Origin of the sequence: Nonomuraea sp. CA-141351 (assembly GCF_050944675.1) — a bacterium.
Classification (GTDB): domain Bacteria; phylum Actinomycetota; class Actinomycetes; order Streptosporangiales; family Streptosporangiaceae; genus Nonomuraea.
Map to the genome: position 1 here is coordinate 1832226 of NZ_CP191982.1, position 22732 is coordinate 1854957.

Here is a 22732-nt window from a genome sequence, read left to right on the forward strand (position 1 = left end):
TCACCTCCCGTCGAGTGCCAGGTTGAGTTCGAGCACGTTGACGGCAGGCTCGCCCATGAAGCCGAGCGCCCGGCCCGTCGTGTGGTCGCCGATCAGCGCCTTGACCTGCTCGACGGAGATCCCGCGCTCCTTGGCCACGCGAGGCGCCTGGAGTTCGGCGTAGGCGACGGAGATGTGCGGGTCGAGGCCGGAGCCGCTCGCCGTGACGGCGTCGGCGGGCACTGCGGGCGTGCCCGCGTTCCCCTTGATCGGGACGGTCCGGCCCGCGGCGTAGTCCTCGCCCGGCTTGGCGCACTCCACCTTCAGCCCTTGGTAGGTGGTGACGAAGGGGGTGGCGGGGCAGGCCTGGTTGACGCTGACCGCGCGGTCGGGGAAGACCTTGAGCACCGCGCCGACCCCGTCCGAGGTGCAGTACGGGCGGGCGCCGCTGACGCCTTCCAGCTCGCCGATCGCCTTGGAGCGGGCGCACACCTGGGTGAGCAGCGACTGCCTCCCCTCGTCCTCGGTGCCAGGCACCGGCAGCGTGTCCACGACGTCCTCGGGGCCGAGGTTGCTGGCGCTGGTCGAGGTCGGGTCGTAGCCGTCGCCGGCGGCCGACGGGCGGGACTGGAAGTACTTCTTGACCGGGTTGCCGTCGGCGTCGGTGAAGGACTGGCCGATGATCGCGCTGCCGGCGTCCTTGCCGCCGGCCTGCACGATCGACCCGTTGGCGTTGCCGTTGAACAGTGCCTGGGCGACGCCGGTGGTGACCAGTGGGTAGATCAGGCCGAGGAGCACGGTCAGGACGACGACCGCCCGGATCGCGGCGAGGTGCTGGCGGATCCAGCTAGGCATGCGTTCCATTTATGACATCCCCGGAAGGAACTGGATGAGCAGGTCGATGAGCTTGATGCCGATGAACGGCGCGATGATGCCGCCCAGGCCGTAGACGTACAGGTTGCGGGAGAGCAGCTTGGAAGCGCTGGAGGGCCGATATCTGACTCCGCGCAGGGCCAGCGGGATCAGCGCGATGATCACCAGCGCGTTGAACACGACCGCGGACAGGATCGCGGACTGCGGGCTGGCCAGTCGCATGATGTTCAGCGCGTCCAGGCCGGGATAGACCGCCGCGAACATGGCCGGGATGATCGCGAAGTATTTGGCGATGTCGTTGGCGATCGAGAACGTGGTCAGCGCGCCCCGGGTGATGAGCAGCTGCTTGCCGATCTCGACGATCTCAATCAGCTTGGTCGGGTTGGAGTCGAGGTCCACCATGTTCCCGGCCTCTTTGGCGGCCGAGGTGCCGGTGTTCATGGCGACGCCGACGTCGGATTGAGCCAGGGCGGGGGCGTCGTTGGTGCCGTCGCCGGTCATCGCGACCAGCCGGCCGCCCTCCTGCTCCTTCCTGATCAGCGCCAGCTTGTCCTCAGGGGTCGCCTCGGCGAGGAAGTCGTCCACCCCGGCCTCGTCGGCGATGGCCTTGGCGGTCAGCGGGTTGTCACCGGTGATCATGACAGTGCGGATGCCCATGCGGCGCATCTCGTCGAAGCGTTCGCGCATGCCCTGCTTGACCACGTCCTTGAGGTGGATGACGCCGAGCACGCGGCCCTTCTCCGCGACGACCAGTGGGGTGCCGCCGGAGGCGGAGATGCCGTCCACGAGGTGGCCGACCTCGTCGGTGGGGTGGCCGCCGGCATCGCGTACCCACTTCATCACCGCGGTGGCCGCGCCCTTGCGGACCTCGCGCCCGTCCAGGTTGACGCCGGACATGCGGGTCTGAGCGGTGAACGGCACCCAGTCGGCGTGGGCCAGCTCGCCCGGCTGGCGCTCGCGCAGGCCGTACTGCTGCTTGGCGAACACCACGATCGAGCGGCCCTCCGGCGTCTCATCCGCCAGGCTGGACAGCTGCGCCGCCTGCGCCAAGTCCGCCTCGCTCACCCCCGCCACCGGGACGAACTCGCTGGCCTGCCGGTTGCCCAGCGTGATCGTGCCGGTCTTGTCCAGCAGCAGCGTGGACACGTCCCCGGCGGCTTCGACGGCGCGGCCGGACATGGCCAGGACATTGCGCTGGACGAGGCGGTCCATGCCCGCGATGCCGATGGCCGACAGCAGGGCGCCGATCGTGGTCGGGATCAGGCAGACCAGCAGCGAGACCAGCACGATGCCGGTGACTCCGTCGCCGGTGAGCGCCAGGGAGTCGGGCACTCCCGGGTTGATGGACTTGGAGTAGATGGCGAGCGGCTGCATGGTCGCGGTGGCCACCAGGAAGATGATGGTCAGCGCCGCGAGGAGGATGTTGAGGGCGATCTCGTTGGGCGTCTTCTGCCGGTTGGCGCCCTCGACGAGAGCGATCATGCGGTCGATGAAGCTCTCGCCGGGCTTCTGCGTGATCTGGACGATGATCTTGTCGGACAGCACCTTCGTGCCGCCGGTGACGGCGGAGCGGTCGCCGCCGGACTCGCGGATCACCGGGGCGGACTCGCCGGTGATGGCCGATTCGTCCACCGACGCGATGCCCTCGATCACGTCGCCGTCGCCGGGGATGATCTCGCCGGCCTCGACGATGACGATGTCGCCTTGCTGGAGCTCCGGGGCTCTGATGACGTCCCACTCGGCCGAGGTGCGGCTCTTGAGCCGGCGGGCCTGCGTGTCCGTCTTGGCCTTGCGCAACGTGGCGGCCTGGGCCTTGCCACGCCCTTCGGCCACGGCCTCGGCCAGGTTGGCGAAGACGACCGTCAGCCAGAGCCAGATCACGATGGCCCAGGCGAAGAACGACGGGTTGACGACCGCGAGCACGGTGGTGAACACGGCGCCGATCTCGACGATGAACATCACCGGGTTGCGCCACAGCGTGACCGGGTTGAGCTTCTTCATCGCGTCCGGCAGCGACCTGAGCATCTGCTTCGGGTCCAGCAGACCGCCGCCCACGCGGCCGTTCCGCTTCGGCGCCGGGGCCTGGCCCGGCGCATCGAGCACGGGGGTTGACATGTTACGAAAGTCCTTCTGCGATGGGGCCGAGCGCGAGGGCCGGGAGGAAGGTGAGGGCGACCAGGATGATCGTCACGCCGACGACCATGCCGACGAACTGCGGCCGGTGCGTCGGCAGCGTCCCCGCGCCCGCGGGCACCGGTGCCTGCTGGGCCAGCGAGCCGGCCAGCGCCAGCGTCAGGATGATCGGCAGGAACCGGCCGAACGCCATGCACAGTCCGAGCGCCACGTCGTACCAGGGCGTGTTGACCGTGATACCGGCGAACGCCGAGCCGTTGTTGTTGGAGGCGCTGGTGAACGCGTACAGCACCTCGGACAGGCCGTGGGGGCCTGTGTTGAGCATGCTCGCCCGCTGCTCGGCCGAGCCCATCGCGAACGCGGTGCCGATCAGCACCAGCACCGGCGTGACCAGGAAGTACATCGACGCCAGCTTGATCTCGCGTGAGCCGATCTTCTTGCCCAGGTACTCGGGGGTGCGGCCGACCATCAGGCCCGCCACGAACACCGTGATGACGGCCAGGATCAGCATGCCGTAGAGCCCTGACCCGACGCCGCCGGGGGCGACCTCGCCCAGCATCATGTTGAACAACGTCATCATGCCGCCGAACGGGGTGTAGGAGTCGTGGAAGGAGTTCACCGCGCCGGTCGACGTCAGCGTCGTGGACGCGGCGAAGGTGGCGGAGTTGGAGATGCCGAAGCGGACTTCCTTGCCTTCCATGGCCGCGCCGACGGCCTGCGGCACTGTCGCGTTGCCGGACAGCTCGAAGACGTTGGTGAGCAGCACGCTGGCCAGCGCGATGACGGCCATCACGGCGAGGATCGCGTACCCCTGCCTGACCTGCCCGACCATCTTGCCGAAGGTGCGCGTCAGTGAGAACGGGATCACGAGGATCAGGAAGATCTCGAACCAGTTCGTCCAGCTCGTGGCGTTCTCGAAGGGGTGGGCGGAGTTGGCGTTGTAGAAGCCGCCGCCGTTGGTGCCCAGTTCCTTGATGGCCTCCTGGCTCGCGACCGGGCCACCGGTGATCGACTGGGTGCCGCCGGTCAGCGTGGTCACCTCGTGCAGGCCGGAGAAGTTCTGGATCAGCCCGCCGGCCACCAGGACGAGGGCGCCTACGAAGGCGATCGGCAGCAGGATGCGGACGGTGCCGCGGACCAGGTCCACCCAGAAGTTGCCGATCGTGTCGGACGTGCGGCGGGCGAAGCCGCGTACCAGGGTGATGGCCACCGCCATGCCCACCGAGGCGGACACGAAGTTCTGCACGGCCAGGGCCATCATCTGGGCCAGGTGGCCCATCGTGGATTCGCCCGAGTAGGCCTGCCAGTTGGTGTTGGTGACGAAGCTGATCGCGGTGTTCCAGGCGATGTGGTCGGTGACCGGCTTCATGCCCAGGCTCAGCGGCAGCTTGTCCTGCAGCCGCTGGATGCCGTACACGACCAGGATCGAGATCACCGAGAACGCCAGCACGCTGCGCGCGTACACGCCCCAGCTCTGCTCGGCATCCGCGCGCACCCCCAGCAGCCGGTAGATGCCGCGCTCGACGACGTTGTGCTTGGTGGTCGTGTAAGCCCGGTACATGTAGTCGCCCAACGGCTTGTACACCAGGGCCAGGGCGACGATCAGGGAGACTATGAAGATCATCCCTGCCGCGGTCATGCTCATCAGAAACGCTCCGGGAAGAGCAGGGCCGCGACCATGAAGATCACCAGGCCGACGACTACGACAAGACCGGTGGCATTGACGGCGCTCACAGCCGCTCCACCGCCTTCACCACCAGCCCGAAGACCACGAAAATCGCGATCGTCAGGGCGACGAAGATGACGTCAGCCATCCCCACTCCTCAATCTGGACAAGTTGTTTCGGCCGCACCTATCCCGGGCGGCTCCAAGGCAAGCAAACCCCGAGATTTGGGCGATTTTGGCGTTCTTGACGGGTTCCATACGGCCGGAGCCTGATTTTTAACGGCATCCCTACGCGCGGCTTCGCGCACCGCTTTCGTGGCGCGTCAGGATCCCGTAGAAGCTCGCCCCGAACCGTTCAGGACCTGTCAAACCGGCGACGACCGTTCCCAGAGAAGGAATAGTGCCCTCGAGCAAGGCCCTCGGAGGATTGCCATGGCGCGAAAACGGCTGAACGGGGTCTCCGGCGCGGTGCTGGAGCTCCCTGCAGTTCGAGCGAAGACACCCGCCGCCTGCGGCGCCATCTGGACCGGCAGGACCTGCGCTTCACCAAGGAACAGAACATCCGTAAAGGTGCCGTAGACGGGCATCAAAACGGCGTCCAGGTTCCGTAGCGACGGGCGTCAAGCGGCTCCTCCGAGGCGAACATGAGGAGAATCCCCACGTAGGAGCCCTGTTGATGCCCAGCGTCGTCACGCCCGCGACCGTCGCCCACTCGTACCGGCTCGGATCGCGCGCCATCATGGCCGTCATCGCGCTCGTGGCCGGCTGCGCCGCCGGCGTCCTGGTCACCGACGCGATCCGCGCCTATCGCGCCACCCACCATCAGGTCGTCGCTCAGGTGGTCGAGGAGAAGGCCATCGTCGCCCAGGTGACCTGGAAGGACGGAGCCGGCGTACAGCGCGCCGGCCAAGTGCGCACACCGCTGGACCACGTTTCCGACACGCGCGCCCGGATCTGGCTCGACCGCCAGGGCCGGCCGGTGCCCCGCCCGTACGGGCCGGTGGAGGTCGTCTTCGGCTTCCTGGTGACCGGCACTTTGGCGGGCGGGGCGGTGTGGCTGGCGTTGTGGCAGGCCCGCTCCCTGACGCACCGATGGGTGGCCAGGAAGGCGGTCAAGGACCTGGACGAGCGCTGGCGCGACTACGCCCGCAACGGGTGATACCCGCCGATCAGGGTGCGCCAGGCCGAGCCGGACCCGGAGCACAGGCCGCACGTCCACGTCGGCTGACCAGCCTCGTAGATTTCACGTAGGTATTAGGGCGCTTCGCGTCTGAAACGCGTATATATGGGCGTTCCTGGGGGTGTATCGGGAGCAGCATGGGGACGAAACCCTCATTCAGGAGCATTCTCCATGTCCATCGTCAAAACTCCCGCCGCTACCAAGGAGCCGGTCGATACCGGCGAACGGCATCGGCTGTCGGTCGTCGGCGGGCTGGCCGCGCTGTCGCTGGACGCGATGGCGTCGGTGGCGTACGGGCCCGAGGCGATCGTGCTGGTCCTCGCCCTGGCAGGTGGCGCCGGGCTCGGGTTCACCATCCCGGTCACGCTGACCATCGCGGCCCTGCTGGCCGTGCTCACCCTCTCCTACCGGCAGGTCATCGCCGCCTTCCCGGAGGGCGGCGGCGCGTACGGGGTGGCCAAGACCTACCTCGGACGGCGGGCCGGCCTGGTGGCCGGGGCCTCACTGATCATCGACTATGTGCTCAACGTCGCCGTCTCGGTGGCCGCCGGGGTCGCCGCGCTGACCTCGGCCTTTCCCGGGCTGCTGCCGTACACGGTGGAGCTGTGCCTGGCGGTGCTGGCGCTGGTGACCGCGATCAACCTGCGCGGGATCGCGCACAGCGCCCGCGCGTTCATCGCCCCCACCGTGATCTACGTGGGTGCGATCGGGCTGGTCGTCGTGGCGGGGCTGGTCCGGAGTGGGCCGACCGTCGACGTCGCGCACCAGGTGAGCAGCCTGCAGACGGTCGGGGTGCTGCTGCTTTTGAAGGCGTTCGCGAACGGCTGCGCCTCGCTGACCGGCGTGGAGGCGATCGCCAACGCGGTGCCGTCCTTCAGGAGGCCCCGGGTACGGCGGGCGCAGCGGGCCGAGGTCGCGTTGGGCGCCCTGCTGGCGTTCATGCTGCTGGGCGTGGCCGCGCTGATCGAGAAGTTCGCCATCGCCCCGGTGGATGGGGTGACCGTGCTCGCGCAGGTCACGCGGGCGTCGCTGGGGGACGGGCCGCTGTTCTACGTGGTGCAGTTCGCCACCGTGGTGCTGCTGGCGCTGGCCGCGAACACCTCCTTCGGCGGGCTGCCGGTGCTGGCCCAGCTGCTGGCCCGCGACAACAACCTGCCGCACTTCTTCGCCCTGCGCGCGGAGCGGCAGGTGCACCGCTACGGCATCGCGTTCCTGGCCGTGGCCAGCGGCCTGCTGCTCATCGTGGCCCGCGGTGAGATGAACCTGCTGGTGCCGCTGTTCGCGATCGGGGTGTTCGTGGGGTTCACGCTGTCGCAGGCGGGCATGGTCCGGCACTGGGTCTCCGACCGGCCCGCCGGGTGGCGGTGGCGGGCCGGGCTGAACGGGTTCGGCGCGCTGCTGACCTTCGTGGCCGCGATCGTGGTGACGACCTCGAAGTTCGGTGAGGGCGGCTGGTTGATCGTGGTGGCGCTGCCGCTGCTGGTGGCGGGTATGGAATGGGTGAACCGCTCGTACGTGCGGATCGGGGAGCGGCTGGAGCTGGGCAGGACCCCGATGCCGCCGCGGCCGCGCCGCTCGCTGGTCGTGGTGCCGGTGCACGCGGTCACCCGGCTGACCCGGGACGCGTTGTCTGCGGCGCTGTCGCTGGGTGACCGGGTGGTGGCCGTGAACGTTACCCATCCCGAGGAGGAACGGCAGGCACGGGCGTTCGTCGAGGATTGGGACCGCTGGGATCCGGGTGTGGAGCTGGTGCAGCTCTTCGACGCCCGCCGTCGGCTGGACGAGCCGCTGCTGTCGTACCTGGCCGAGGTTCCCGAGCCGCACGTGTTCGTGCTGATCGCCGAGGTCGAGCCGGAGCACGCCTGGCAGCGGATGCTGCAGAACCAGCGCGGCGCGGTGCTGGCCAGGGCGCTGCGGCGGCGCACCGACGCGGTGGTGTGCCGGATGCGCTTCCGCGTCTCATGAGGCCCACGGGGGAGTGGACCTGGGCGGCGCGCGGGCACCGGCCGGCCGGCCTCACAATCCTGGTCACACTTCTGGCCGGTTGCGTCGCCGGGCTGCTGGCCGCCGGCTCACTCATACGCGAGATCGACGCCTACCACGCCACGCACCGGCAGGTCACCGCGGAGGTCGTCGAGGAGCGGGCCACCGTGTCCCGCGTCACGTGGGACGGCGGACAGCACAGCGGCTGGGCCCGTATGCCGCTGGACCGCGTCTCCGGCACCGCCGCCCGGGTCTGGCTCGACGACCAGGGCCGGCTCACGCCGCCGCCGATCGGGACGGCGGAGGTCGGCCTCGGCGCCCTCATCGCCGCCGTTCCGGCCGGAGCGGCCGGCTGGCTGGTCGTGACGGTGCTGCTCCCGTGGTGGGTCGCCCGCAGGGCGTCTGTGCGGGTGGACCGGGAGTGGCGCGACTACGGCTCAGCGCCGTAGCGGGGCGCGTACCCGGTCAATGGTCGCGGTGGCACCCGATCTCACTGGTGAACCGGCGGACCTGGCCGTGGACGTTCAGGTAGTCCCAAGGCGCTCGCGCCGGCTTCCGTCAGAAGGGCCAGTCCGCCGTACATGCCATCTCGACGTGCGGGATCGCGGTGAACCAGCCGCTGGTGACATCGGTGATCACGTGTTCCTGGCCCGGGCCCGTGATGGCCTGGGCGGCTTCGGCCGCCTGGTCGGGATGGGTGAGGACGACGACCCGGTCCTGACCGGTCACGTGGGCGCGGATGACCTGGGCCGGGCTCGCCGAGCCGCCCACGCCCTCACCGAAGCGGTCGAGTACGTCCAGCAGCGGCTCTCCCGGCCGGACCGTCACCGTGACGACGGGCGTACCGAGCACGACGACCTGAGCGTGGGAGGCGCGGCAGGCGAGCGCCGCGCCGAAGACCGTGGCGGTGTCCGCCCTGGTCAAGCCGGCGCTCGCCGGACCGGCCATGAGGTCGCCTCGGTCGATCACCACGAGCGTGCGGCCGGGCAGCACCGGAATGTTGGCCGGCGAGACCTCCATGGCCAGCCGGAGCGCGCGGCTCCAGCGCGAGCCTGGCACAGAACGCAGGGCGGTGAAAACCTCCAGCGGCGTCACGCCGGAGCGCAGCACCGACGCGGGCTCCGCGAGCTCCTCGGCCACTTGATGGGCGATCTCGTCGGGCATCCCGTCGCGGTCGAAGGCGGCCAGGTGGGTGAGCCGGTCCCGGTAGGACATTGACGGCACCACGGCCGCCCAGGCCGGACCGGTCATCGTGCCGAGCAGCCAGCGTCGCACGGTGGCCCCGGTCATAGCGGCCTCCGCCAGCGTACGGGCCGCGCCGGAGCGTTCCAGCAGGACAGGACGCCGGGCGGGAGGGAGCTGGTAGAGGGCTCGGCGGGCGCGAAGCAGGGAGAGCGATGCGGGGATGTCGTCGAGGTCACCGCGCCTGCGAGCGACGGCGTAGCGGAACACGGCCGCCTGCCTCGTCCCCTGAGGGACCGGGTGCGTCAGCGACAGCACGTCTGCGAAGCGCAACGGGGCGCCGGGGCTGTCGTAGGTGGCCAGGGCGAGCTCGTCATAGAGCCGGGCGGCGGCGTCGGCGATGCCGCGCTTGACGGGCTGGGGGAGAGATCTGCCGTACCACTGGAGCCAGTAGGCGAGCAGCTCACCGGGCTCGTCGGCGCGGTGCAGGCACTGGTCGATCAGTTGCCGGGTGCCCGCGGAGCCGGTCTCGAGGCGGGCCTGCGCCAGCTCGGCCAGCGTGGCCAGCCGCAGGTTGCGCAGTGGGGCATGGCGGCCCATCCAGCCGAGCATCCGGATCAGCCAGCCCTCGTCGGTCCTGGCCAGCCGTGTTGCGAGAGCCATGTACCGCCCGCTCGGGACGCGGGCGTGTGCGTCGCCGAGCGCCCTGGCCGCGAGGAGGAGAATCTCCTTTTTGATCGTTTCCACGCTCGTCGAGGCGCGGGTGGTCATGGATGGCTCAACTCCGGTCGATGCGAAGAGGGTGAAGGGGCCTCCCGAGAAAGGGGAGCCGACCGTGACACGGCATGCCCGGCCGTGTCTCGCGGTGGCCGCAGGCGCACCGGGAGGCCTCGTGCCGGTCATCGGGGATGGGGAGCGGCACGCCGCGGACCGCTGTGCTTGGCTCGCACTGCACGTGTCCTGGGAAGGACGGGATGTGTCAGCGCCTTCCACTATGCGCGGTGCCGAATACCGCCGCAAGCGACCTTGACGGCTCCTTGATGCCCTTCACGTACGAAATGGATAAATGCCAGTAAAGGCGGTGCTGCTGTCAACGTCGCGTCAATATTTCCGCGGCCGGCGTCCGAATTGCGTAGCGATGGAGGATTGTGGCCGGTGACGGTTCTAGCGTCTGCCGGGTACGACTCTTCGCTGGAAGGAAGCAGATGTCAGAGCCCCGATTGTGCGTGCCCGTCACGGTGGGTGCGTGCGCCTCGACCCTTCGGTTGTTCCGCACGGCCTCGGGCAAGCGGACGGCGGTCGCATTCTCCTCGCCGCTCAAGCTGGCCAAGGTGCTCGGAGCCGGCCAGCAGTGGATGCTGCTGACCGCTCCGGCGCTGCGCGGCATGATCGCCGAGCTGGACGTCATCGGCATCGTCATCGACCCGGCGGGCACGATGACCAGGCCCGCGAAGCGGGTGGCCTGATGTGCGTCCTTCACCAGGACCTTGCAGAGCAGGAGTCGCTGATAGCCGGCGAGTGCTGCTCCGGCTTCCAGCCGGTCGCGGGCGCTGAGGGGACACCTGAGGATTTCGCCGTGAGCGAGTCCGGCATGCGCTGCCACGCCTTCCCTCCCACGCAGCCGGAGTCCTGAAGACCTCGATAGGCGCCGGCCCGCCGGTCGGTTGAGGCGTCAGGGACGGCCGGTGCCGGCGGTGTCGATCGCGGCGCCTGCCTGGTCCGCCAGTGTGACCGCGACCAGGCGGGCCTGCAGGCTCGGTTTGGCTCCCGGTGTGGGATCCAGCATGAACCGGCCGAGGAAGCGGCCGTTTCCGAACGTCCGCAGCTCGACCTCCGTGTCGGGCAGCCCTCGCCGGTCGACGTTCCAGCGTTTGCGACCCCAGGTCACGGTGCCGTCCTGGTCCAGTCGAGGGGGATGGCCGATCAGGGTGCCGTACTCGAAGCGGCAGCCCCGCAGGTGCAACAGGTCGGTGAGCTGGGCCGTGACGCGGTCGACCACCACGTTGGGTTCCTTGGCGTTCTGGGCCAGAGTGGCCGTGTCGCGGATCCGGGCCAGGTGGTCGGCGTCGGTGATGGCGATCACCTTCAACTGCCGGGCGCGGGCGGCCAGTTGTGAGACCGCCAGGCCAACGATGAGCAGCAGAATCGCGGCCAGCGCGCCGGCCGGCCGGTTACCCATGGCGGCCACCGCGACCACGATCACGACCAGGACGAGAGAGACGCTGGTGTTGGGAAGAGCGTCGCGCCACGGCAGCAGCATCGCCGTGGTGGCGTGCGGTCTCTAGCGAATCAACTGTTGTTGATGGTTCCGTGTGTACCTTCTGTGATGTGTGAGCCACGTACTGCACAGGGCGATGGCTGGTCTTCCGGTACAACCTCGAACGCGAGATCCTCCACAACGGTGATCCGCTGGCGGCCAGGCATGCTGAGCTCCATCAACAAGCCGCGTCCCGTGGGCGACGGCACGGGCAAGCGTTCCTTATCGGGCCTGACGGTCGGCCAGATGTGCGGGTGAACGCCTTCTTCGCCTCGCGTCGGATCCTGGTGCTGTCGCCTTCGACGTGGAAGAAGTACGCCGAGGCGTTGGGCTTGTGGTTGAACTTCATGCTCATCTTGGGGCGGAACTGGTGGGAGGCCACCCCTGAGGACGCCGAGTACTTCAAGGAGTGGCGTCTGACGGACGAGGCTAACCCGCGGCCGGTCGCCACGATCACCTTCCGGTCGAATCTTGCGGCACTGCGGCAGTTTTACAGTTGGGCCAGTCGGCATCACGGCGTGCTTGACCCCGTGGCTGCCTGCGACGACTTTGACCTCGCTCCACGGGGCGTCCGAGAGCGGGATGTGAAGTGGCTGGACCCAGCTGGCTACCGCCGCTGGCGGGATCTGGGCTTGCGCGGGCTGGACCGGGAGGGCAGGGAGGATCCCGCATGGCGGGGACGCAACGAGCAGCGCGATGCAGCGTTCACCGATGGGCTCTACGGCAGCGGGTTACGGCTGACGGAGTGGGCGAGCGTCCTTCTTGCGGAGTTGCCTGAGGATGTCCCGTCGTGCGCCTACACCACGTGCTATCTGGCGGACGCTTGTGCCAAGGGCGGGTACGGGCACAAGTACTGGTTGCCCCGGATCGCGCTGACGGGCGTGCTGTCCTACATCGAAGGCGCCCGCGCCAAGGCGGTGCGGCGAGCTCAACAGGAGGGCAGCTACGCGCGGATCCTTCACAGACGACAGGTTCTGGCCCAGCGCGGCGGCCGACTGGTGATCGACGAGCCGGACGGGCGACAGAGCGAGCCAGCGATCACGGCCTTGGGTCCCCGGGCACGGTGCGGATCGAAACGGTCGTCAACGCCCCTCGTGATCTGGGCTGCCAGGCCCGCCTGCACAACTTGGAAGAGCTTCAGGCCAAGGCCCGCGGCGCCAACCGGCGCATACTGGAAGTCGAACGTGCCGGCCAGGGCCGCGTCCTGGTGAGTCCAGCCTTTGAGCGGATCGCCCACCCCACCATAGATGATGTGGGGCGCAGGACCCCGGCGCTACGCTTCGGCGATCCTCGGGTCATGGCCCTGGCCGGCGCCCTGTGCCAGACGCTGCTCGCCGCCACCGGCTTCACCAACAAGAACCTTCGCGTCTTGATGACCGGACTGCTCGGCACCACCAGCTACAGCACGGGCCAGATGACCTACGACCTGCGCAGGCTGCGCCTCAACGGGCTGATCCGCCGCCTACCCCGCTCCAACCGTTACGTCCTGACCGACGACGGCGTGCGCATCGCCGTCTTCTACACCAAGGTCTACAACCGTTTACTCATCCCGCTGACCGCCGCCGATCAAGCCCAAGCGCCACCCGAACTCCGAGTTGCGCTCAAGACCATCACCCGGCACGTCGACGACTACGCCACCCAAGCTCGACTCCCTCGGGCGTCGTGAAACTTGACACAAACGTCCAGAAACGCGAGACCAAAGATCGCTAGGTCAATCGGTCGTGCTGGCGTGCGCGGCGATGATTCGCCAGCCGTGCGTCTCGTCGTATATCCAAGTACGGGTGTAGCGCATCCTGGCCGCGAACGGCGTACCGGAGACGGTCCCTTCGACGGTGCCGAGAAACCACGTCACGCCGGTGCGCCCATCGGCGAGCACGGTCAAATCCTCCTCGGCCACCCTTGTCATCACCTGTGTCCGAGTGCGGTGCAGCTCCAGGTCGTCCGCCTTGGTCGCAGTGTTCGCGCCGAAGGTGAAGATCAGCCGATCATCCAGCAGCCGATCCAGCGCCTCGACATCTCCAGCGAGCTGCGCGGCCTGGAGCCGGCGCTCGGCGTCCCGCAAGTCCTCCATCATGAGGTCCACCCTCCCAGCCGGCGCCGCATCCGCGCCAGGACGTTCACGCTCGGCTGATCTTCGCAGTCCAGAAGGCTTCCCGACAGGCCAGTGACCCATGATCATCGCTTGGATGGGTGTGCCAGGACACCGTCACCTGGAGCAGCTTCCGGCTGACACCGAACATGGCGCAGGGGAAGTCCGCCGGGCGCAAGGGCTTCGGCCTCGCCACCGGACGTCTGTCTCGCTTGGTCTCTTACGCGTCAGTCCGGCAGCCAGTGCAGCTCGTGCGCCAGGGTTCTGGCGACGGCATGGACGCGGCGGTGCAGTGGCGACGGGTCGCGTGGGAGGACCAGGTGGATCGTCAGGCTGGGGGCGCCCCGCAGCGGTCGCCAGGTGATGTCGGCCGGTGATGCCGCGACCGCGGCTTCTCCGGCCGGGGCGAGGGTGAGCCCGTCGCGCAGGTCGCGCTGAGACATGTCGAAAGAGACTGCGGGCGTGTGGAACCGGGGGTGGGGGCGGGTGTCTCGGAACAGTGCGGACAGCTGATCGTGGATCACGGGGTTGGCCGCACGGTCCGGGAGTCGCAGCGGATACGCGGCCGCGTCGGCGATCTCGATCTCCGGGTGTTCGGCCAGCGGATGGTGCTGCGCCAGCTGGACCCCGATGCGCTGACGCCGCAGCGGGAACCGTCGCACACCACGGCCCGGCTGTTCACCGCGGGTGATCCCGGCATCGATGCGGCCGTCGGCGACCGCCGGGGAGATCTCCGGTGTCGCCATCGGGACCGCGCTGACCTCAAGTCCGCTGTTGTCGCGGATCAGCCTGTCCACCAGGGCCGGTGCCGTCTCGGCCCCGGCGCTGAGGCTGTATCCGATGCGCAGCGTGCCCAGTTCACCGGCCGCCGCGCTCCGGGCGGTGTCCCATGCCCGGTCCAGCGCCGCCAGCGCGGGCGGCGCGGACTCCGCCAAAGCCGCACCGGCCGTGGTCAGTACGACGCTACGCGTGTTGCGGACCAGCAGGGCCGTACCGAGTTCGGCCTCCAGCCGGCGCATCCGGGCGCTGAGTGCGGGCTGTGCGATACCGATCCGTGCGGCCGCGCGAGTGAAGTTCAACTCCTGCGCCAGCACCAGGAAGTACCGCAGGCTCACCGTATCCGGCGCCACTTGGCCTCCCTGCCATTGATAACGATCCGTTCTGAGTCTATCCCGTACCGATCTTTCCCTTGACCGCACATCAAGCCCTAACCTGCGCATATGACGATAGAACTGACCGCAATACGGCACGTCGCACCCACGCACACCGCCGACTTCGAGTCCGCCCTCGCGGCTCTGGACGGAGGTCGTCATGCATAAGTTGCTGGTCCTGTATCCCGAGCCCGCCGACCCTGACCACTTCCGCGACTACTACGTGACCAAGCACCTTCCACTGGTCATGGAATGGCCCGGTCTGCTTGCGTGGCGCTACAGCTTCGACGTGGCGGCGACCAGGGGAGAAAAGCCGTATTTCGCGGTCTTCGAAGCCGAATTCGCGGACGCCGCCGCCATGGCCGCGGCGCAGTCGTCACCGCAAGGCCGGCGGCTGACCGCCGATGTCGCCAACTACGCCACCGGCGGTGCGGTCGTCATCCACTATCCGGTGCAGGACAGCACCGGCTGAGGCAGGACGGTACGCTCCGGGACACGTTCGGTCGGCCGCCGCGGCCAAGCCCGGCTGTCGGCGGGCGCCGTTCGCGGGTGCCGGTTTGTCGAGCGTCAAGGGAGGGCCGATGACCTGGCCGGATGTCACGGTGGTTGACGCGTGCGTGCGGCGCGACGGCCGGGGCGGCAGCCCCACGGCCGTCACCGACGACGACCCGGCCGCGACGGACGCCGACCGGCGTGCGGTCGCTGCCGCGGCCGGCACCTCGCACGCGGCGTTCCTCGGCCCGGGGCGGACGCCGGACGGTGGCCGGCCGGTCCGCTTCTTCACCGCCACGGCAGAACTGTCCGGCTGCGGCCACGGCACCGTTGCCGCGCAAGCCGTCCGGTTTGTGGTTCGTCGCGGGTGGTGTAGGCGTTCAGGACTTCGCCCGTAGTGCCGTTCAGGATGGCGGACCCGCCGGTCAGGCGGATCGGGTCGGTGCAGCCGCGGAGTCGGTCGACCTGGCGTAGCCAGCGGGTGACGTCGTGGTTGGAGCGGCGGGCCAGGTCCCGGATGACGGGGCCGATGAGGTCGCCGAGCTGTGCGGGCGTTTCGGTCATTGGGCCTCCCGAGCGCCCGCATCGCGCGGTGCGCTCGGGAGCGCGCGAGCCACCGTCAGTTAGACCTGTAGGGCGCTCACGCAACCCGGGTGCCGCCGAGCTGGACTCTCGGCGGCACCCTCTTTGCCGTCGGCGCGCATCGCCCGACCCGCTGAGGCCAGCATGATGACGACCTGCCGGTTAACGCCGGTCAACGAAGGCCACCCGGAAGCAACGCCGCCGAAAGCCCCTGCGGGCGGCACCGGTTGAAAGTGAGGAGACTCAGCCGGATCTTGACGGTCAGCCTCATCGGTGACCGGCTCGTGCGAACCCCGGGCGTGGTGATCGAGCACGTCAACCGGATCGCACCCGTCGCTCGCCGCGTCCTCCGCCGGGAGATCCTCCACGGGGTTCCGGCCCAACATCTCGTCTTTGGCCTGCAATCTGGCCAAGGTGCGCCGGACCGCCGCCAGTTGCTCCAGCCGTTCCTCGGCCTCGGCGATCTTCTCGCGCCACGCCACGACCTCTTGCCGCGCCTGAGCTTCCTCATCATCCAGCCGCTCGACAAGCTGAGCGACACTCATCTGCTCGAACCGTGGTGGCACCATCGCCCCCTCGGGCTCGATGACCCCAGTGTCTTTGCAGTACTCCGGCGTACTCACGCACCGAATAGTTGCAACTCCACACTGTAGGCGCGAAAGCCACGCGAGTGCAGACACATCACAAGATCTTCCTTGCTTTCCAGCTGCAACTTCCGCAACGAAGTCACAGCCATTTGCAAGTTCAGGCCCGAGCCGCCCCATGGCCTTCCGGGCGTGCCGACGGCCGTGGATCAGGTCAGTGACCAGCGTGTGGGACTCGTCCGGCATGCTGTGATCACGGTTAGACCTCCTTCTGCAAAGATCATCACTTCGGCCCGTGTCGGCGGAAGTATCGGGCCCTTCACGAGGAGCCGAAGAGGTGTAGCCGACAGGCTCGATCAGCCGATCGGTGGTGCGATGTATTCCAGCGCATAACCCTCGCCGGAGGGGGTCACCCGGGCGATGCCGGGTGAGTCGAGGTGGGCGCCGGCTACGAAGTGGTGCGGTTGGGTCAGTTGTCGGAGGAGGGCCGCTCGCGCGGCGCGGGCCTGGGACTGGTCGCCGTCGAGCTCCCAGGACACGTTCGGCTGGTCGAACTGGAGCGTGGGAACGTGAACGGTGTCGCCCCAGACGAGAAGGTGGCCGGTGCCGCTCCTGACGTCGTAGACGGTGTGACCGGGTGTGTGGCCTGGTGTCGGCATCGCGGTGGCCCAGTCGTTGATCGCGACCTTCTCCGAAACGGGTACCACCCGGTCGCGGATCGGCTCGAGCCGCCCCGTGAACACCGAGGTGTCGCCCACGCCGATCCACACGCGCTCAAGTTTGCTGAACGCCTCTGAACCGTCCGGCATGATCAGGCCGCTCACGTGGTCTTCGTGGTTGTGGGTGATGGCCACGTCGGTGACATGCGCGCGGTCGACACCCGCTTCGTCGAGCGCGTCGTAGATCAATCCCATGGTGGGGTCGTGCCAGACGTTGGACGCGCCGGTGTCGATGAGAAGCGACCGCGTGCCGTCGGTGACGAAGAAGGCGTTGACCGACAGCCGCAAGTTGTCGCCGGCCAGCGGGACGGCGGCCGGCAGCTCATCGAGCGTGCGCCCGTCCTCGTCGCGGAGCCGTGTCGGCGGCATGTCGATGTACCCGTCTCGCAACGAGACCACCTGCAGATCGCCGAATTCGAACGTGGCATGGAGCCGGCCACTTGAGATCAAACGCATGGGATCCTCCGTCATGTCTCCTATAGAAGAGCATATCTTCTATAGGAGAAACCCCTGCACTATGGGGTACCCAACGATCGAGGAGCACGGTGGTCGAGCAAGATGGCAACGCGGCCGAACCGCAGCACGGTGATGACCTGGCCGGCGCGTTCGGCGGCAACGTGCGGCGACGCCGCGAAGAGGCGGGCCTGACGCTGGAGCAACTGTCCACACAGTCGTCGGTCAGCCGGGCGATGCTGTCGAAGGTTGAACGCGGTGAGAAGAGCCCGACGATCGGCGTCGCGTCCAGGATCGCCCACGCGCTCGACGCGTCACTCTCGGACCTGATCGGTGCGCCGGCTGCTGCCGCGTCTGGTGTGGCCGTCGTCATGCGCAAGAACGATCGCCCCGTCTTCCGTGACCCGGAAACCGGCTTCGAGCGGCACATGGTGTCGGCCGCCCCGGGCGCGGGAGGAGCCGAGATGGTCGTCCACTACCTCCCCGCGCAGGTCTCCACCGGGCTGCTGCCCGCGTATCCGCCGGGTACGGAGAAACAAGTCGTGGTGCTCGAAGGCGCCCTCACCGTCGCGATCGGCGGGATCAACGAGACCCTGCACACAGGCGACTCCCTGTTCTTCCAGGCCGACGCGGACCACGGCTTCGCCAACCGAACGGACGCTCCCTGCGAATACATCATGGTCATCTCGCGCAGAACTTGATCGGCCACAGCTTGCGGTACAAGCCTGTCCTGCAACACACCGACCCGACCGACCCGTCCCAGTACGGGCGGTTAAGTTCCTTACGCGTGATGGACAGAACCACACCCGTACAGGACGGTCCGCATGCACGGCGGGCACACTGAACCCCTGAGCGCTCAGATGGGAAACGATCACACGCATCTCGGGAAGCAATCTTCGCCAGGGCGTCATCATCGCTGCTCAACCACATTCGTGAACTCGCCTGTAGTCCGGGGGCACTGCGTCGAGCAGCCAGGCCACGGCCGACGTCTCCCAGTCGGGGACGCTGGGCGGACGGACCTCGGGCGGCCACTCCGGCGGCAGATACATGAGTCCATCGTACTCACGTTCGATTCTGTGTCATGAGGCCGTTGGCACGTGATGATGTGATGCCTCAACGGCAGCTGATCGTCTTCGATCGTCCCTCTCAGCGGCCCTTGACAGGCACTCAGTGCGTGAGGCCACCCCCACAACGATCACGGGAGCGGCCTCGTGGCTTGCCTGCCGGAGCAGGTTCAGGCAGGGATGTCGGTCAGACGACGCAGGGTGAACGGCTCGGCGAGGATTTCCTCCAAGGCCTGGGCGACGTGCTTGAAGTGCGGCAGCGAGAAGTGGAAGTCGAGCGCGGCGCTGTCGGCCCACTCCTCAACAATGATCATGCGGTCGGGGCGGTTCGGGTCGGCATAGGGCTGGTAGCCCAGGCAGCCCTCCTCGGCCAGGGACGGCGCGATCATCGCGTTCAGCTCGTCCCGCAGCCGCTGTTCCTGTCCGGGCTTGGCGATGAAACCGGCAACGATGGTGAGGGTGTTCGACACGGCGGAATCTCCTGATCTTCATTGGTCGATCTTGGTGGTGCTGTGTTCGCTGGCGAACGTGGTGCTGTGTTCGCTGGCGAACGATGTCCATCCTGCGGTCCCGGCCTCTGGCCACCCAGAGCTCCCTTCAGCCGGGGTCCGTCCTGCCTGGGCCTGCCAGGACCAGGCAGAACAGACCGGACGTCACCGATACTGGGGGTCATGGATCGTGGACAGCAGCTCAGCGAGTTCCTCAAGACTCGACGCGCCCGTCTGAGCCCGGATGAGACCGGTGTGGGCCACTTCGGCGGCCAGCGGCGTGTGCCGGGCCTGCGCAGGGAGGAACTGGCGCTGCTGGCCGGGGTGAGCGTCGACTACTACACCCGCCTGGAACAGGGCCGTGCCCGCAACGTCTCCGCCGACGTCCTGGACGCCGTCGCCAGCGCGCTCCGCCTCGACGTCGACGAACGCGCCTACCTGCACAACCTGGCCAAGCCCAGCACCACCCGCAAACGCCCCAGTCGTCCCCAACAGGTCCGTCCCGAGATGTGTCAGGCCCTGGAGGCCCTGTCCACCGTCCCCGCTTACATCATTGGACGCCGCCTGGATGTCCTGGCCTGGAACGAACTGGCCCGGCTCTTGATCGCCGACTTCCCTGCGCTACCCGCCGCCGAACGGAACATGGCCCGCCTGGTTTTCCTCGACGAGGCGGCCCACGATCTCTATCCCGACTGGGAAGCCAAGGCCCGCGACACCGTCGCCAACCTCCGCTTCGACGCCGGCCGCCACCCCGACGACCCCCAACTGGCCACCCTGGTCGGAGAACTGTCCCTGCACAGTGCCGACTTCCGCCGCCTATGGGCCGACCACGGCGTCCGCGGCAAGACCCACGGCCGCAAACGCTTCGCCCACCCCCAACTCGGCGAACTCGCCCTCGACTACGTCGCCATGCGGGCCCCCGACGACCCCGACCTGACCATGATGATCTACAGCGCCCCCAACGGTTCAGACGCCACAGCCTCTCTCCACCTCCTGGCCAGCTTCACCGCCGCCTCCTCAGCGACGACCGGCCCTCAGGCACAACACAGCCGCTAAACACTAGGGCCTCAAGAATCAACCCGCCCGCCACGCTTAATAGCCGCCCATGAGGAAGACACTGGCCACAAAGTGCGCAGTACTCGACTGCCACCGGGGTCGCGATCAGCGATCACACCGAACGCCGAGTGGATCTCCTCAACAGTCTTCTCGACGAGATGACAAGCCGCGGCCCCTGCGACCCGATGCACTAGATCACCGATTTGCAGTCGGGTGATCTCCCACATCAACAGCGAGAAACACGAGAGAGAACCGGCGGCGCCAGGAGCGCGATGCGATCCTGTCGAGGTAGCGCACGAACCCGGCATCTCCCGTCCACGTGTTTGCCGAGGTCAATGCCCTCCTCCTACCCAGCCGACGTCGTCCTGGCTTCCTCCGGGGAGCGCAACCACGCGCCTGGGCGTTGTCATCCAGAACGCTCGCGCCGACGAGGAGCACGTTGGCGATCTGCGCGTCCATGTCGTGGAGCGCGAATCCCGCCCCAGTGGTTACAGAAAGTTATCAACAATCTATGCTGGGTAACTGATGGAGCGGCGGGCTTTTTCGTTGCGAGGTGAGCGATGGCGGGTGATGCGGGGAGCAACAGCCTGTCCGCCTCGGTGTACGCGTTGATGCTGGCCTTGTCGCTGGTCCTGCACGCCACCGTGAGCTTCCCGTGCGCCGTTCACGATCCTGGACGACCACCGACCACGCCTGCTGGGTCACAGGCCGGCGGCGAACAGGCCGCCGGCCTGGAGTCCACGCCGATGCCCGGGCCGTCGCACACGCCCGCGCACGTGCCCGGGGCGCGTCATCAGGCAAGAGTCCTCGCCCACGGACTCACACTGACCAGGCAGATGCTCGCCGCCGCGCCGGACATGTTCTCCGCACCCGCCGCACACGCCCTCCGGAACTCGGTGCTGCTGGCTGGAGGCGGGCGCACCCCCTCGCTGCCGCTGCCGGGTACGCAGATTCTTCGATGCTGACGGGCGTGTCCCTTCGCGCCGCACGTCACCAGCGGGCGCGAGGGCCGCCGTCCATTCGTCGACCCGCGACCTGGAGAACGAACCTGTCATGGACTCGTTGATCAACTATGCCCGTACCCTGCCGCGCCAGCGGCCTCGTCCCGTCGCCCAGGTGGAGCCACACCGGCCGGAGGCGATGTTCATCGCCTGTAGTGACGCCAGGGTATCGCCCGCCCTGCTGACCGGGGCCCGCCCCGGCCAGATCCTGGAATTGCGCACCGTCGGAAACGTCGTGCCACCGTACCGGCCAGGCCGGTGCTGCAGCGAGGCAGCGACACTCAGCTACGCGCTGGGAGTACTCGCCGTCACCGACATCGTCGTGTGCGGGCACTCACACTGCGCCGCGGTCGGCATCATGCGGCGAGGCGGGCTTACCACCGCGACCTTCGACACCTGGTGGTGGCTGACCCGCACCAAGGGCCGCGCTCGGCCGGCTCCGCCACCGGCCACACCATCGGAGGTGTCCCACCTCCATGCCCAACTCGACAAGCTCCGCAGCTACCCCGCCATCAAGCGCCGCCTGGCCCAGGGCCGGCTCCGCCTGCACGGCTGGTACTACGACCTGAGCACGGGCGGCGTCAGCACACTGAATCCCGACGACAACAGCCTCGGCCCGCTGTAAACGGGGTGACCGGGGCTTGGCCATGCGCCAGGCCCCGCCACTTCTCAGGCCGCTGAATTACGCGGGACGCGGGCCTGGGCATCCGTCAACACCCGGACACGATCCCAGGCCAACGGGCAATCCACTTGCAAGACACGTCCTCTAGCACGCGGGCGCGTTCCGCACCGTCGAGCCGCGCACGTCCAGGGAGGGGGCGATCTCGACGTCCGCGTCGGCTCCAGCGACCGCGGCGAGCGTGGCGTCGACGATCGCTTCGGTGCGCGACGCGATCGTGGTCAGGCCCGGTTCGACGATCTCGGCCAGGCTCGTGCCATCGAAGCCGGTGAGGGCGATGTCGTCCGGCACCCTCACGCCGGCATGCTGCAGGGTGGTGAGCATCCCGACGGCGAGCACGTCGGCGGCGCAGATCACCGCGTCGGCGGCGCGGGGATCGTCGAGGAGACGCCGGGCCGCCTCGACACCGCTGCGCACGGAGAAGGTCGGCATGTCGATCAGCCAGTCGGACGGTCCGGCCAGGCTGAGGAAGCTGTTGAGCCGCTCGCGCCCGGCCGAGCTCGTCGACCGGGCGTCGACGAACACGATCCGGTCGCGGCCGATCGAGCGCAGATGGTCGACCAGCACGGCCACTCCCGCGGCGTTGTCCAGCCCGACGGAGATCGCGTCCACGTCCGCGGCCGTCCTGTCAACCTGGACGACGCGCCGGGTGCGCATGACCTGGCGGATGGCCTCACCGCTGCGCTCGCGCGAGACGGGCACCACCATCAGGGCGTCGACGAGGACGCGGTCGATCGAGCGGAGCTGGATCGACTCGACCTCGACGTCGTCGTTCGTGTCGACCGTGATGAGGCTGCGTCCCTCCGCCGCCAGGCGCTGGGAGAACGCCGCGACGAGCTCGGCGAAGTACGGGTTGGCGATGCCGGGCACGAGGAGCGCCAGCGTGTCCGTCGACTGGCGTCGCAGCGCTCGCGCGGCGGCGTTCACCCGGTATCCGAGCGTGTCGGCGGCCTGGCGGACGCGTTCGGCGAGCACGGCGTCGACGTTGCGATCGACGCCGGCGAGAACGCGGCTCGCCGTGGGCACGGAGACGTCGGCCAGCCGCGCGACCTCTTTGAGGCTGGTGCGCTTCGTGTCTCCATGAACCATTTCCCCGGCATCGTAGCGCGGATTGACAGGGGA

The 22732-nt window shown here is 68.4% G+C and carries 27 protein-coding genes; 13 read left to right on the forward strand and 14 right to left on the reverse strand.

Annotated elements, in window-relative coordinates; translation table 11 throughout:
- From ACQPWU_RS09140 to kdpF, 4 genes are read right to left on the reverse strand one after another with little or no spacing between them, the layout of a single operon-like run.
- Positions 1 to 843, reverse strand: a complete 843-nt coding sequence (locus ACQPWU_RS09140) for a potassium-transporting ATPase subunit C (RefSeq protein WP_433438389.1) — start codon at positions 841 to 843, stop codon at positions 1 to 3.
- Entirely contained in the window at positions 844 to 2967 is a 2124-nt protein-coding gene (kdpB, locus tag ACQPWU_RS09145; protein WP_433438391.1) for a potassium-transporting ATPase subunit KdpB, read from the reverse strand.
- 1 nt (position 2968) lies between these two features.
- Positions 2969 to 4609, reverse strand: a complete 1641-nt coding sequence (gene kdpA, locus ACQPWU_RS09150) for a potassium-transporting ATPase subunit KdpA (protein WP_433438393.1) — start codon at positions 4607 to 4609, stop codon at positions 2969 to 2971.
- Positions 4610 to 4629: 20 nt separating this feature from the next.
- Positions 4630 to 4719: a K(+)-transporting ATPase subunit F gene (kdpF, locus tag ACQPWU_RS09155; protein WP_350811823.1), complete on the reverse strand. Its 90-nt coding sequence runs from the start codon at positions 4717 to 4719 to the stop codon at positions 4630 to 4632.
- Between the two features lie 607 nt (positions 4720 to 5326).
- On the opposite strand from kdpF, the gene ACQPWU_RS09160 reads away from it, so the two are divergent.
- From ACQPWU_RS09160 to ACQPWU_RS09170, 3 genes are all read left to right on the forward strand, one after another.
- On the forward strand, positions 5327 to 5809 hold the full coding sequence (locus tag ACQPWU_RS09160; protein WP_433438395.1) for a hypothetical protein: 483 nt from the start codon (positions 5327 to 5329) through the stop codon (positions 5807 to 5809).
- A gap of 192 nt (positions 5810 to 6001) precedes the next feature.
- Complete coding sequence (locus ACQPWU_RS09165) at positions 6002 to 7795, forward strand: APC family permease (protein ID WP_433438396.1); 1794 nt, start codon at positions 6002 to 6004, stop codon at positions 7793 to 7795.
- Positions 7792 to 8262: a hypothetical protein gene (locus tag ACQPWU_RS09170; RefSeq protein WP_433438397.1), complete on the forward strand. Its 471-nt coding sequence runs from the start codon at positions 7792 to 7794 to the stop codon at positions 8260 to 8262. The genes ACQPWU_RS09165 and ACQPWU_RS09170 overlap by 4 nt, the downstream gene beginning before the upstream one ends.
- A 109-nt stretch (positions 8263 to 8371) precedes the next feature.
- Here the strand turns inward: ACQPWU_RS09170 and ACQPWU_RS09175 are convergent, their stop codons facing one another.
- Entirely contained in the window at positions 8372 to 9766 is a 1395-nt protein-coding gene (locus tag ACQPWU_RS09175) for a TROVE domain-containing protein (protein ID WP_433438398.1), read from the reverse strand.
- A 434-nt stretch (positions 9767 to 10200) separates the two neighbouring features.
- On the opposite strand from ACQPWU_RS09175, the gene ACQPWU_RS09180 reads away from it, so the two are divergent.
- Together ACQPWU_RS09180 and ACQPWU_RS09185 are read left to right on the forward strand one after the other, a co-directional pair.
- Positions 10201 to 10461, forward strand: coding sequence for an SAV_915 family protein (locus tag ACQPWU_RS09180; RefSeq protein ID WP_433438399.1), 261 nt, complete (start codon positions 10201 to 10203; stop codon positions 10459 to 10461).
- The gene (locus tag ACQPWU_RS09185) at positions 10461 to 10628 is read left to right on the forward strand and encodes a hypothetical protein (protein WP_433438400.1); all 168 of its coding nucleotides are present in this window, start codon (positions 10461 to 10463) and stop codon (positions 10626 to 10628) included. The genes ACQPWU_RS09180 and ACQPWU_RS09185 overlap by 1 nt, the downstream gene beginning before the upstream one ends.
- A gap of 39 nt (positions 10629 to 10667) precedes the next feature.
- Here the strand turns inward: ACQPWU_RS09185 and ACQPWU_RS09190 are convergent, their stop codons facing one another.
- Positions 10668 to 11255, reverse strand: coding sequence for a DUF4118 domain-containing protein (locus ACQPWU_RS09190; RefSeq protein ID WP_433438401.1), 588 nt, complete (start codon positions 11253 to 11255; stop codon positions 10668 to 10670).
- A gap of 251 nt (positions 11256 to 11506) precedes the next feature.
- Between ACQPWU_RS09190 and ACQPWU_RS09195 the strand changes: the two genes are divergently transcribed.
- Both ACQPWU_RS09195 and ACQPWU_RS09200 read left to right on the forward strand, forming a co-directional pair.
- On the forward strand, positions 11507 to 12463 hold the full coding sequence (locus ACQPWU_RS09195) for a site-specific integrase (protein ID WP_433438402.1): 957 nt from the start codon (positions 11507 to 11509) through the stop codon (positions 12461 to 12463).
- Between the two features lie 41 nt (positions 12464 to 12504).
- The gene (locus ACQPWU_RS09200) at positions 12505 to 12918 is read left to right on the forward strand and encodes a hypothetical protein (RefSeq protein WP_433438403.1); all 414 of its coding nucleotides are present in this window, start codon (positions 12505 to 12507) and stop codon (positions 12916 to 12918) included.
- Between the two features lie 45 nt (positions 12919 to 12963).
- On the opposite strand, the gene ACQPWU_RS09205 is transcribed toward ACQPWU_RS09200, so the two are convergent.
- Both ACQPWU_RS09205 and ACQPWU_RS09210 read right to left on the reverse strand, forming a co-directional pair.
- Complete coding sequence (locus ACQPWU_RS09205; protein WP_433438404.1) at positions 12964 to 13326, reverse strand: nuclear transport factor 2 family protein; 363 nt, start codon at positions 13324 to 13326, stop codon at positions 12964 to 12966.
- Between the two features lie 242 nt (positions 13327 to 13568).
- A complete protein-coding gene (locus tag ACQPWU_RS09210; protein WP_433438405.1) occupies positions 13569 to 14471 on the reverse strand; it encodes a LysR family transcriptional regulator in 903 nt (300 codons plus the stop codon).
- A 181-nt stretch (positions 14472 to 14652) separates the two neighbouring features.
- Between ACQPWU_RS09210 and ACQPWU_RS09215 the strand changes: the two genes are divergently transcribed.
- Both ACQPWU_RS09215 and ACQPWU_RS09220 read left to right on the forward strand, forming a co-directional pair.
- Positions 14653 to 14964, forward strand: a complete 312-nt coding sequence (locus ACQPWU_RS09215; protein ID WP_433438406.1) for an EthD family reductase — start codon at positions 14653 to 14655, stop codon at positions 14962 to 14964.
- Between the two features lie 109 nt (positions 14965 to 15073).
- On the forward strand, positions 15074 to 15382 hold the full coding sequence (locus tag ACQPWU_RS09220; RefSeq protein ID WP_433438407.1) for a PhzF family phenazine biosynthesis protein: 309 nt from the start codon (positions 15074 to 15076) through the stop codon (positions 15380 to 15382).
- Here the strand turns inward: ACQPWU_RS09220 and ACQPWU_RS09225 are convergent.
- The 3 genes from ACQPWU_RS09225 to ACQPWU_RS09235 all read right to left on the reverse strand — a co-directional run bounded on the left by ACQPWU_RS09225 (position 15273) and on the right by ACQPWU_RS09235 (position 17325).
- Complete coding sequence (locus tag ACQPWU_RS09225) at positions 15273 to 15548, reverse strand: replication initiator (protein WP_433438408.1); 276 nt, start codon at positions 15546 to 15548, stop codon at positions 15273 to 15275. The genes ACQPWU_RS09220 and ACQPWU_RS09225 overlap by 110 nt on opposite strands.
- Before the next feature lie 59 nt (positions 15549 to 15607).
- Positions 15608 to 16189 (reverse strand): hypothetical protein, encoded by a 582-nt coding sequence (locus ACQPWU_RS09230; protein WP_433438409.1) that lies wholly within the window; start codon positions 16187 to 16189, stop codon positions 15608 to 15610.
- Positions 16190 to 16506: 317 nt separating this feature from the next.
- Positions 16507 to 17325 (reverse strand): MBL fold metallo-hydrolase, encoded by an 819-nt coding sequence (locus ACQPWU_RS09235; RefSeq protein WP_433438410.1) that lies wholly within the window; start codon positions 17323 to 17325, stop codon positions 16507 to 16509.
- 89 nt (positions 17326 to 17414) lie between these two features.
- Here ACQPWU_RS09235 and ACQPWU_RS09240 point away from each other — a divergent pair, with 89 nt between their 5' ends.
- Entirely contained in the window at positions 17415 to 18023 is a 609-nt protein-coding gene (locus ACQPWU_RS09240; RefSeq protein WP_433438411.1) for a helix-turn-helix domain-containing protein, read from the forward strand.
- Between the two features lie 219 nt (positions 18024 to 18242).
- Here ACQPWU_RS09240 and ACQPWU_RS09245 read toward each other — a convergent pair whose 3' ends face one another.
- Both ACQPWU_RS09245 and ACQPWU_RS09250 read right to left on the reverse strand, forming a co-directional pair.
- Entirely contained in the window at positions 18243 to 18371 is a 129-nt protein-coding gene (locus tag ACQPWU_RS09245) for a hypothetical protein (protein ID WP_433438412.1), read from the reverse strand.
- A gap of 185 nt (positions 18372 to 18556) precedes the next feature.
- The gene (locus ACQPWU_RS09250; protein ID WP_433438413.1) at positions 18557 to 18856 is read right to left on the reverse strand and encodes a putative quinol monooxygenase; all 300 of its coding nucleotides are present in this window, start codon (positions 18854 to 18856) and stop codon (positions 18557 to 18559) included.
- A gap of 201 nt (positions 18857 to 19057) precedes the next feature.
- Here ACQPWU_RS09250 and ACQPWU_RS09255 point away from each other — a divergent pair, with 201 nt between their 5' ends.
- From ACQPWU_RS09255 to ACQPWU_RS09265, 3 genes are all read left to right on the forward strand, one after another.
- The gene (locus ACQPWU_RS09255; RefSeq protein WP_433438414.1) at positions 19058 to 19930 is read left to right on the forward strand and encodes a helix-turn-helix domain-containing protein; all 873 of its coding nucleotides are present in this window, start codon (positions 19058 to 19060) and stop codon (positions 19928 to 19930) included.
- A gap of 560 nt (positions 19931 to 20490) precedes the next feature.
- Positions 20491 to 20895, forward strand: coding sequence for a hypothetical protein (locus ACQPWU_RS09260; RefSeq protein ID WP_433438415.1), 405 nt, complete (start codon positions 20491 to 20493; stop codon positions 20893 to 20895).
- Between the two features lie 88 nt (positions 20896 to 20983).
- A complete protein-coding gene (locus ACQPWU_RS09265; RefSeq protein ID WP_433438416.1) occupies positions 20984 to 21556 on the forward strand; it encodes a carbonic anhydrase in 573 nt (190 codons plus the stop codon).
- Positions 21557 to 21697: 141 nt separating this feature from the next.
- On the opposite strand, the gene ACQPWU_RS09270 is transcribed toward ACQPWU_RS09265, so the two are convergent.
- Positions 21698 to 22699 (reverse strand): LacI family DNA-binding transcriptional regulator, encoded by a 1002-nt coding sequence (locus ACQPWU_RS09270; protein WP_433438417.1) that lies wholly within the window; start codon positions 22697 to 22699, stop codon positions 21698 to 21700.
- Positions 22700 to 22732 lie beyond the last annotated feature (33 nt).

What these genes read in the sequence shown, in the direction of transcription:
- ACQPWU_RS09245 (WP_433438412.1), bottom strand. Translation starts at nt 18,371, where the DNA reads ATGTATCTGCCGCCGGAGTGGCCGCCCGAGGTCCGTCCGCCCAGCGTC.
- ACQPWU_RS09190 (WP_433438401.1), bottom strand. Translation starts at nt 11,255, where the DNA reads ATGCTGCTGCCGTGGCGCGACGCTCTTCCCAACACCAGCGTCTCTCTC.
- ACQPWU_RS09185 (WP_433438400.1), top strand. Translation starts at nt 10,461, where the DNA reads ATGTGCGTCCTTCACCAGGACCTTGCAGAGCAGGAGTCGCTGATAGCC.
- ACQPWU_RS09170 (WP_433438397.1), top strand. Translation starts at nt 7,792, where the DNA reads ATGAGGCCCACGGGGGAGTGGACCTGGGCGGCGCGCGGGCACCGGCCG.
- ACQPWU_RS09160 (WP_433438395.1), top strand. Translation starts at nt 5,327, where the DNA reads ATGCCCAGCGTCGTCACGCCCGCGACCGTCGCCCACTCGTACCGGCTC.
- ACQPWU_RS09225 (WP_433438408.1), bottom strand. Translation starts at nt 15,548, where the DNA reads ATGACCGAAACGCCCGCACAGCTCGGCGACCTCATCGGCCCCGTCATC.
- ACQPWU_RS09220 (WP_433438407.1), top strand. Translation starts at nt 15,074, where the DNA reads ATGACCTGGCCGGATGTCACGGTGGTTGACGCGTGCGTGCGGCGCGAC.
- ACQPWU_RS09180 (WP_433438399.1), top strand. Translation starts at nt 10,201, where the DNA reads ATGTCAGAGCCCCGATTGTGCGTGCCCGTCACGGTGGGTGCGTGCGCC.
- ACQPWU_RS09260 (WP_433438415.1), top strand. Translation starts at nt 20,491, where the DNA reads ATGGCGGGTGATGCGGGGAGCAACAGCCTGTCCGCCTCGGTGTACGCG.
- ACQPWU_RS09270 (WP_433438417.1), bottom strand. Translation starts at nt 22,699, where the DNA reads ATGGTTCATGGAGACACGAAGCGCACCAGCCTCAAAGAGGTCGCGCGG.
- ACQPWU_RS09205 (WP_433438404.1), bottom strand. Translation starts at nt 13,326, where the DNA reads ATGATGGAGGACTTGCGGGACGCCGAGCGCCGGCTCCAGGCCGCGCAG.
- kdpB (WP_433438391.1), bottom strand. Translation starts at nt 2,967, where the DNA reads ATGTCAACCCCCGTGCTCGATGCGCCGGGCCAGGCCCCGGCGCCGAAG.
- ACQPWU_RS09255 (WP_433438414.1), top strand. Translation starts at nt 19,058, where the DNA reads ATGGATCGTGGACAGCAGCTCAGCGAGTTCCTCAAGACTCGACGCGCC.
- ACQPWU_RS09175 (WP_433438398.1), bottom strand. Translation starts at nt 9,766, where the DNA reads ATGACCACCCGCGCCTCGACGAGCGTGGAAACGATCAAAAAGGAGATT.
- ACQPWU_RS09265 (WP_433438416.1), top strand. Translation starts at nt 20,984, where the DNA reads ATGGACTCGTTGATCAACTATGCCCGTACCCTGCCGCGCCAGCGGCCT.
- ACQPWU_RS09140 (WP_433438389.1), bottom strand. Translation starts at nt 843, where the DNA reads ATGGAACGCATGCCTAGCTGGATCCGCCAGCACCTCGCCGCGATCCGG.
- ACQPWU_RS09215 (WP_433438406.1), top strand. Translation starts at nt 14,653, where the DNA reads ATGCATAAGTTGCTGGTCCTGTATCCCGAGCCCGCCGACCCTGACCAC.
- ACQPWU_RS09235 (WP_433438410.1), bottom strand. Translation starts at nt 17,325, where the DNA reads ATGCGTTTGATCTCAAGTGGCCGGCTCCATGCCACGTTCGAATTCGGC.
- ACQPWU_RS09165 (WP_433438396.1), top strand. Translation starts at nt 6,002, where the DNA reads ATGTCCATCGTCAAAACTCCCGCCGCTACCAAGGAGCCGGTCGATACC.
- kdpA (WP_433438393.1), bottom strand. Translation starts at nt 4,609, where the DNA reads ATGATCTTCATAGTCTCCCTGATCGTCGCCCTGGCCCTGGTGTACAAG.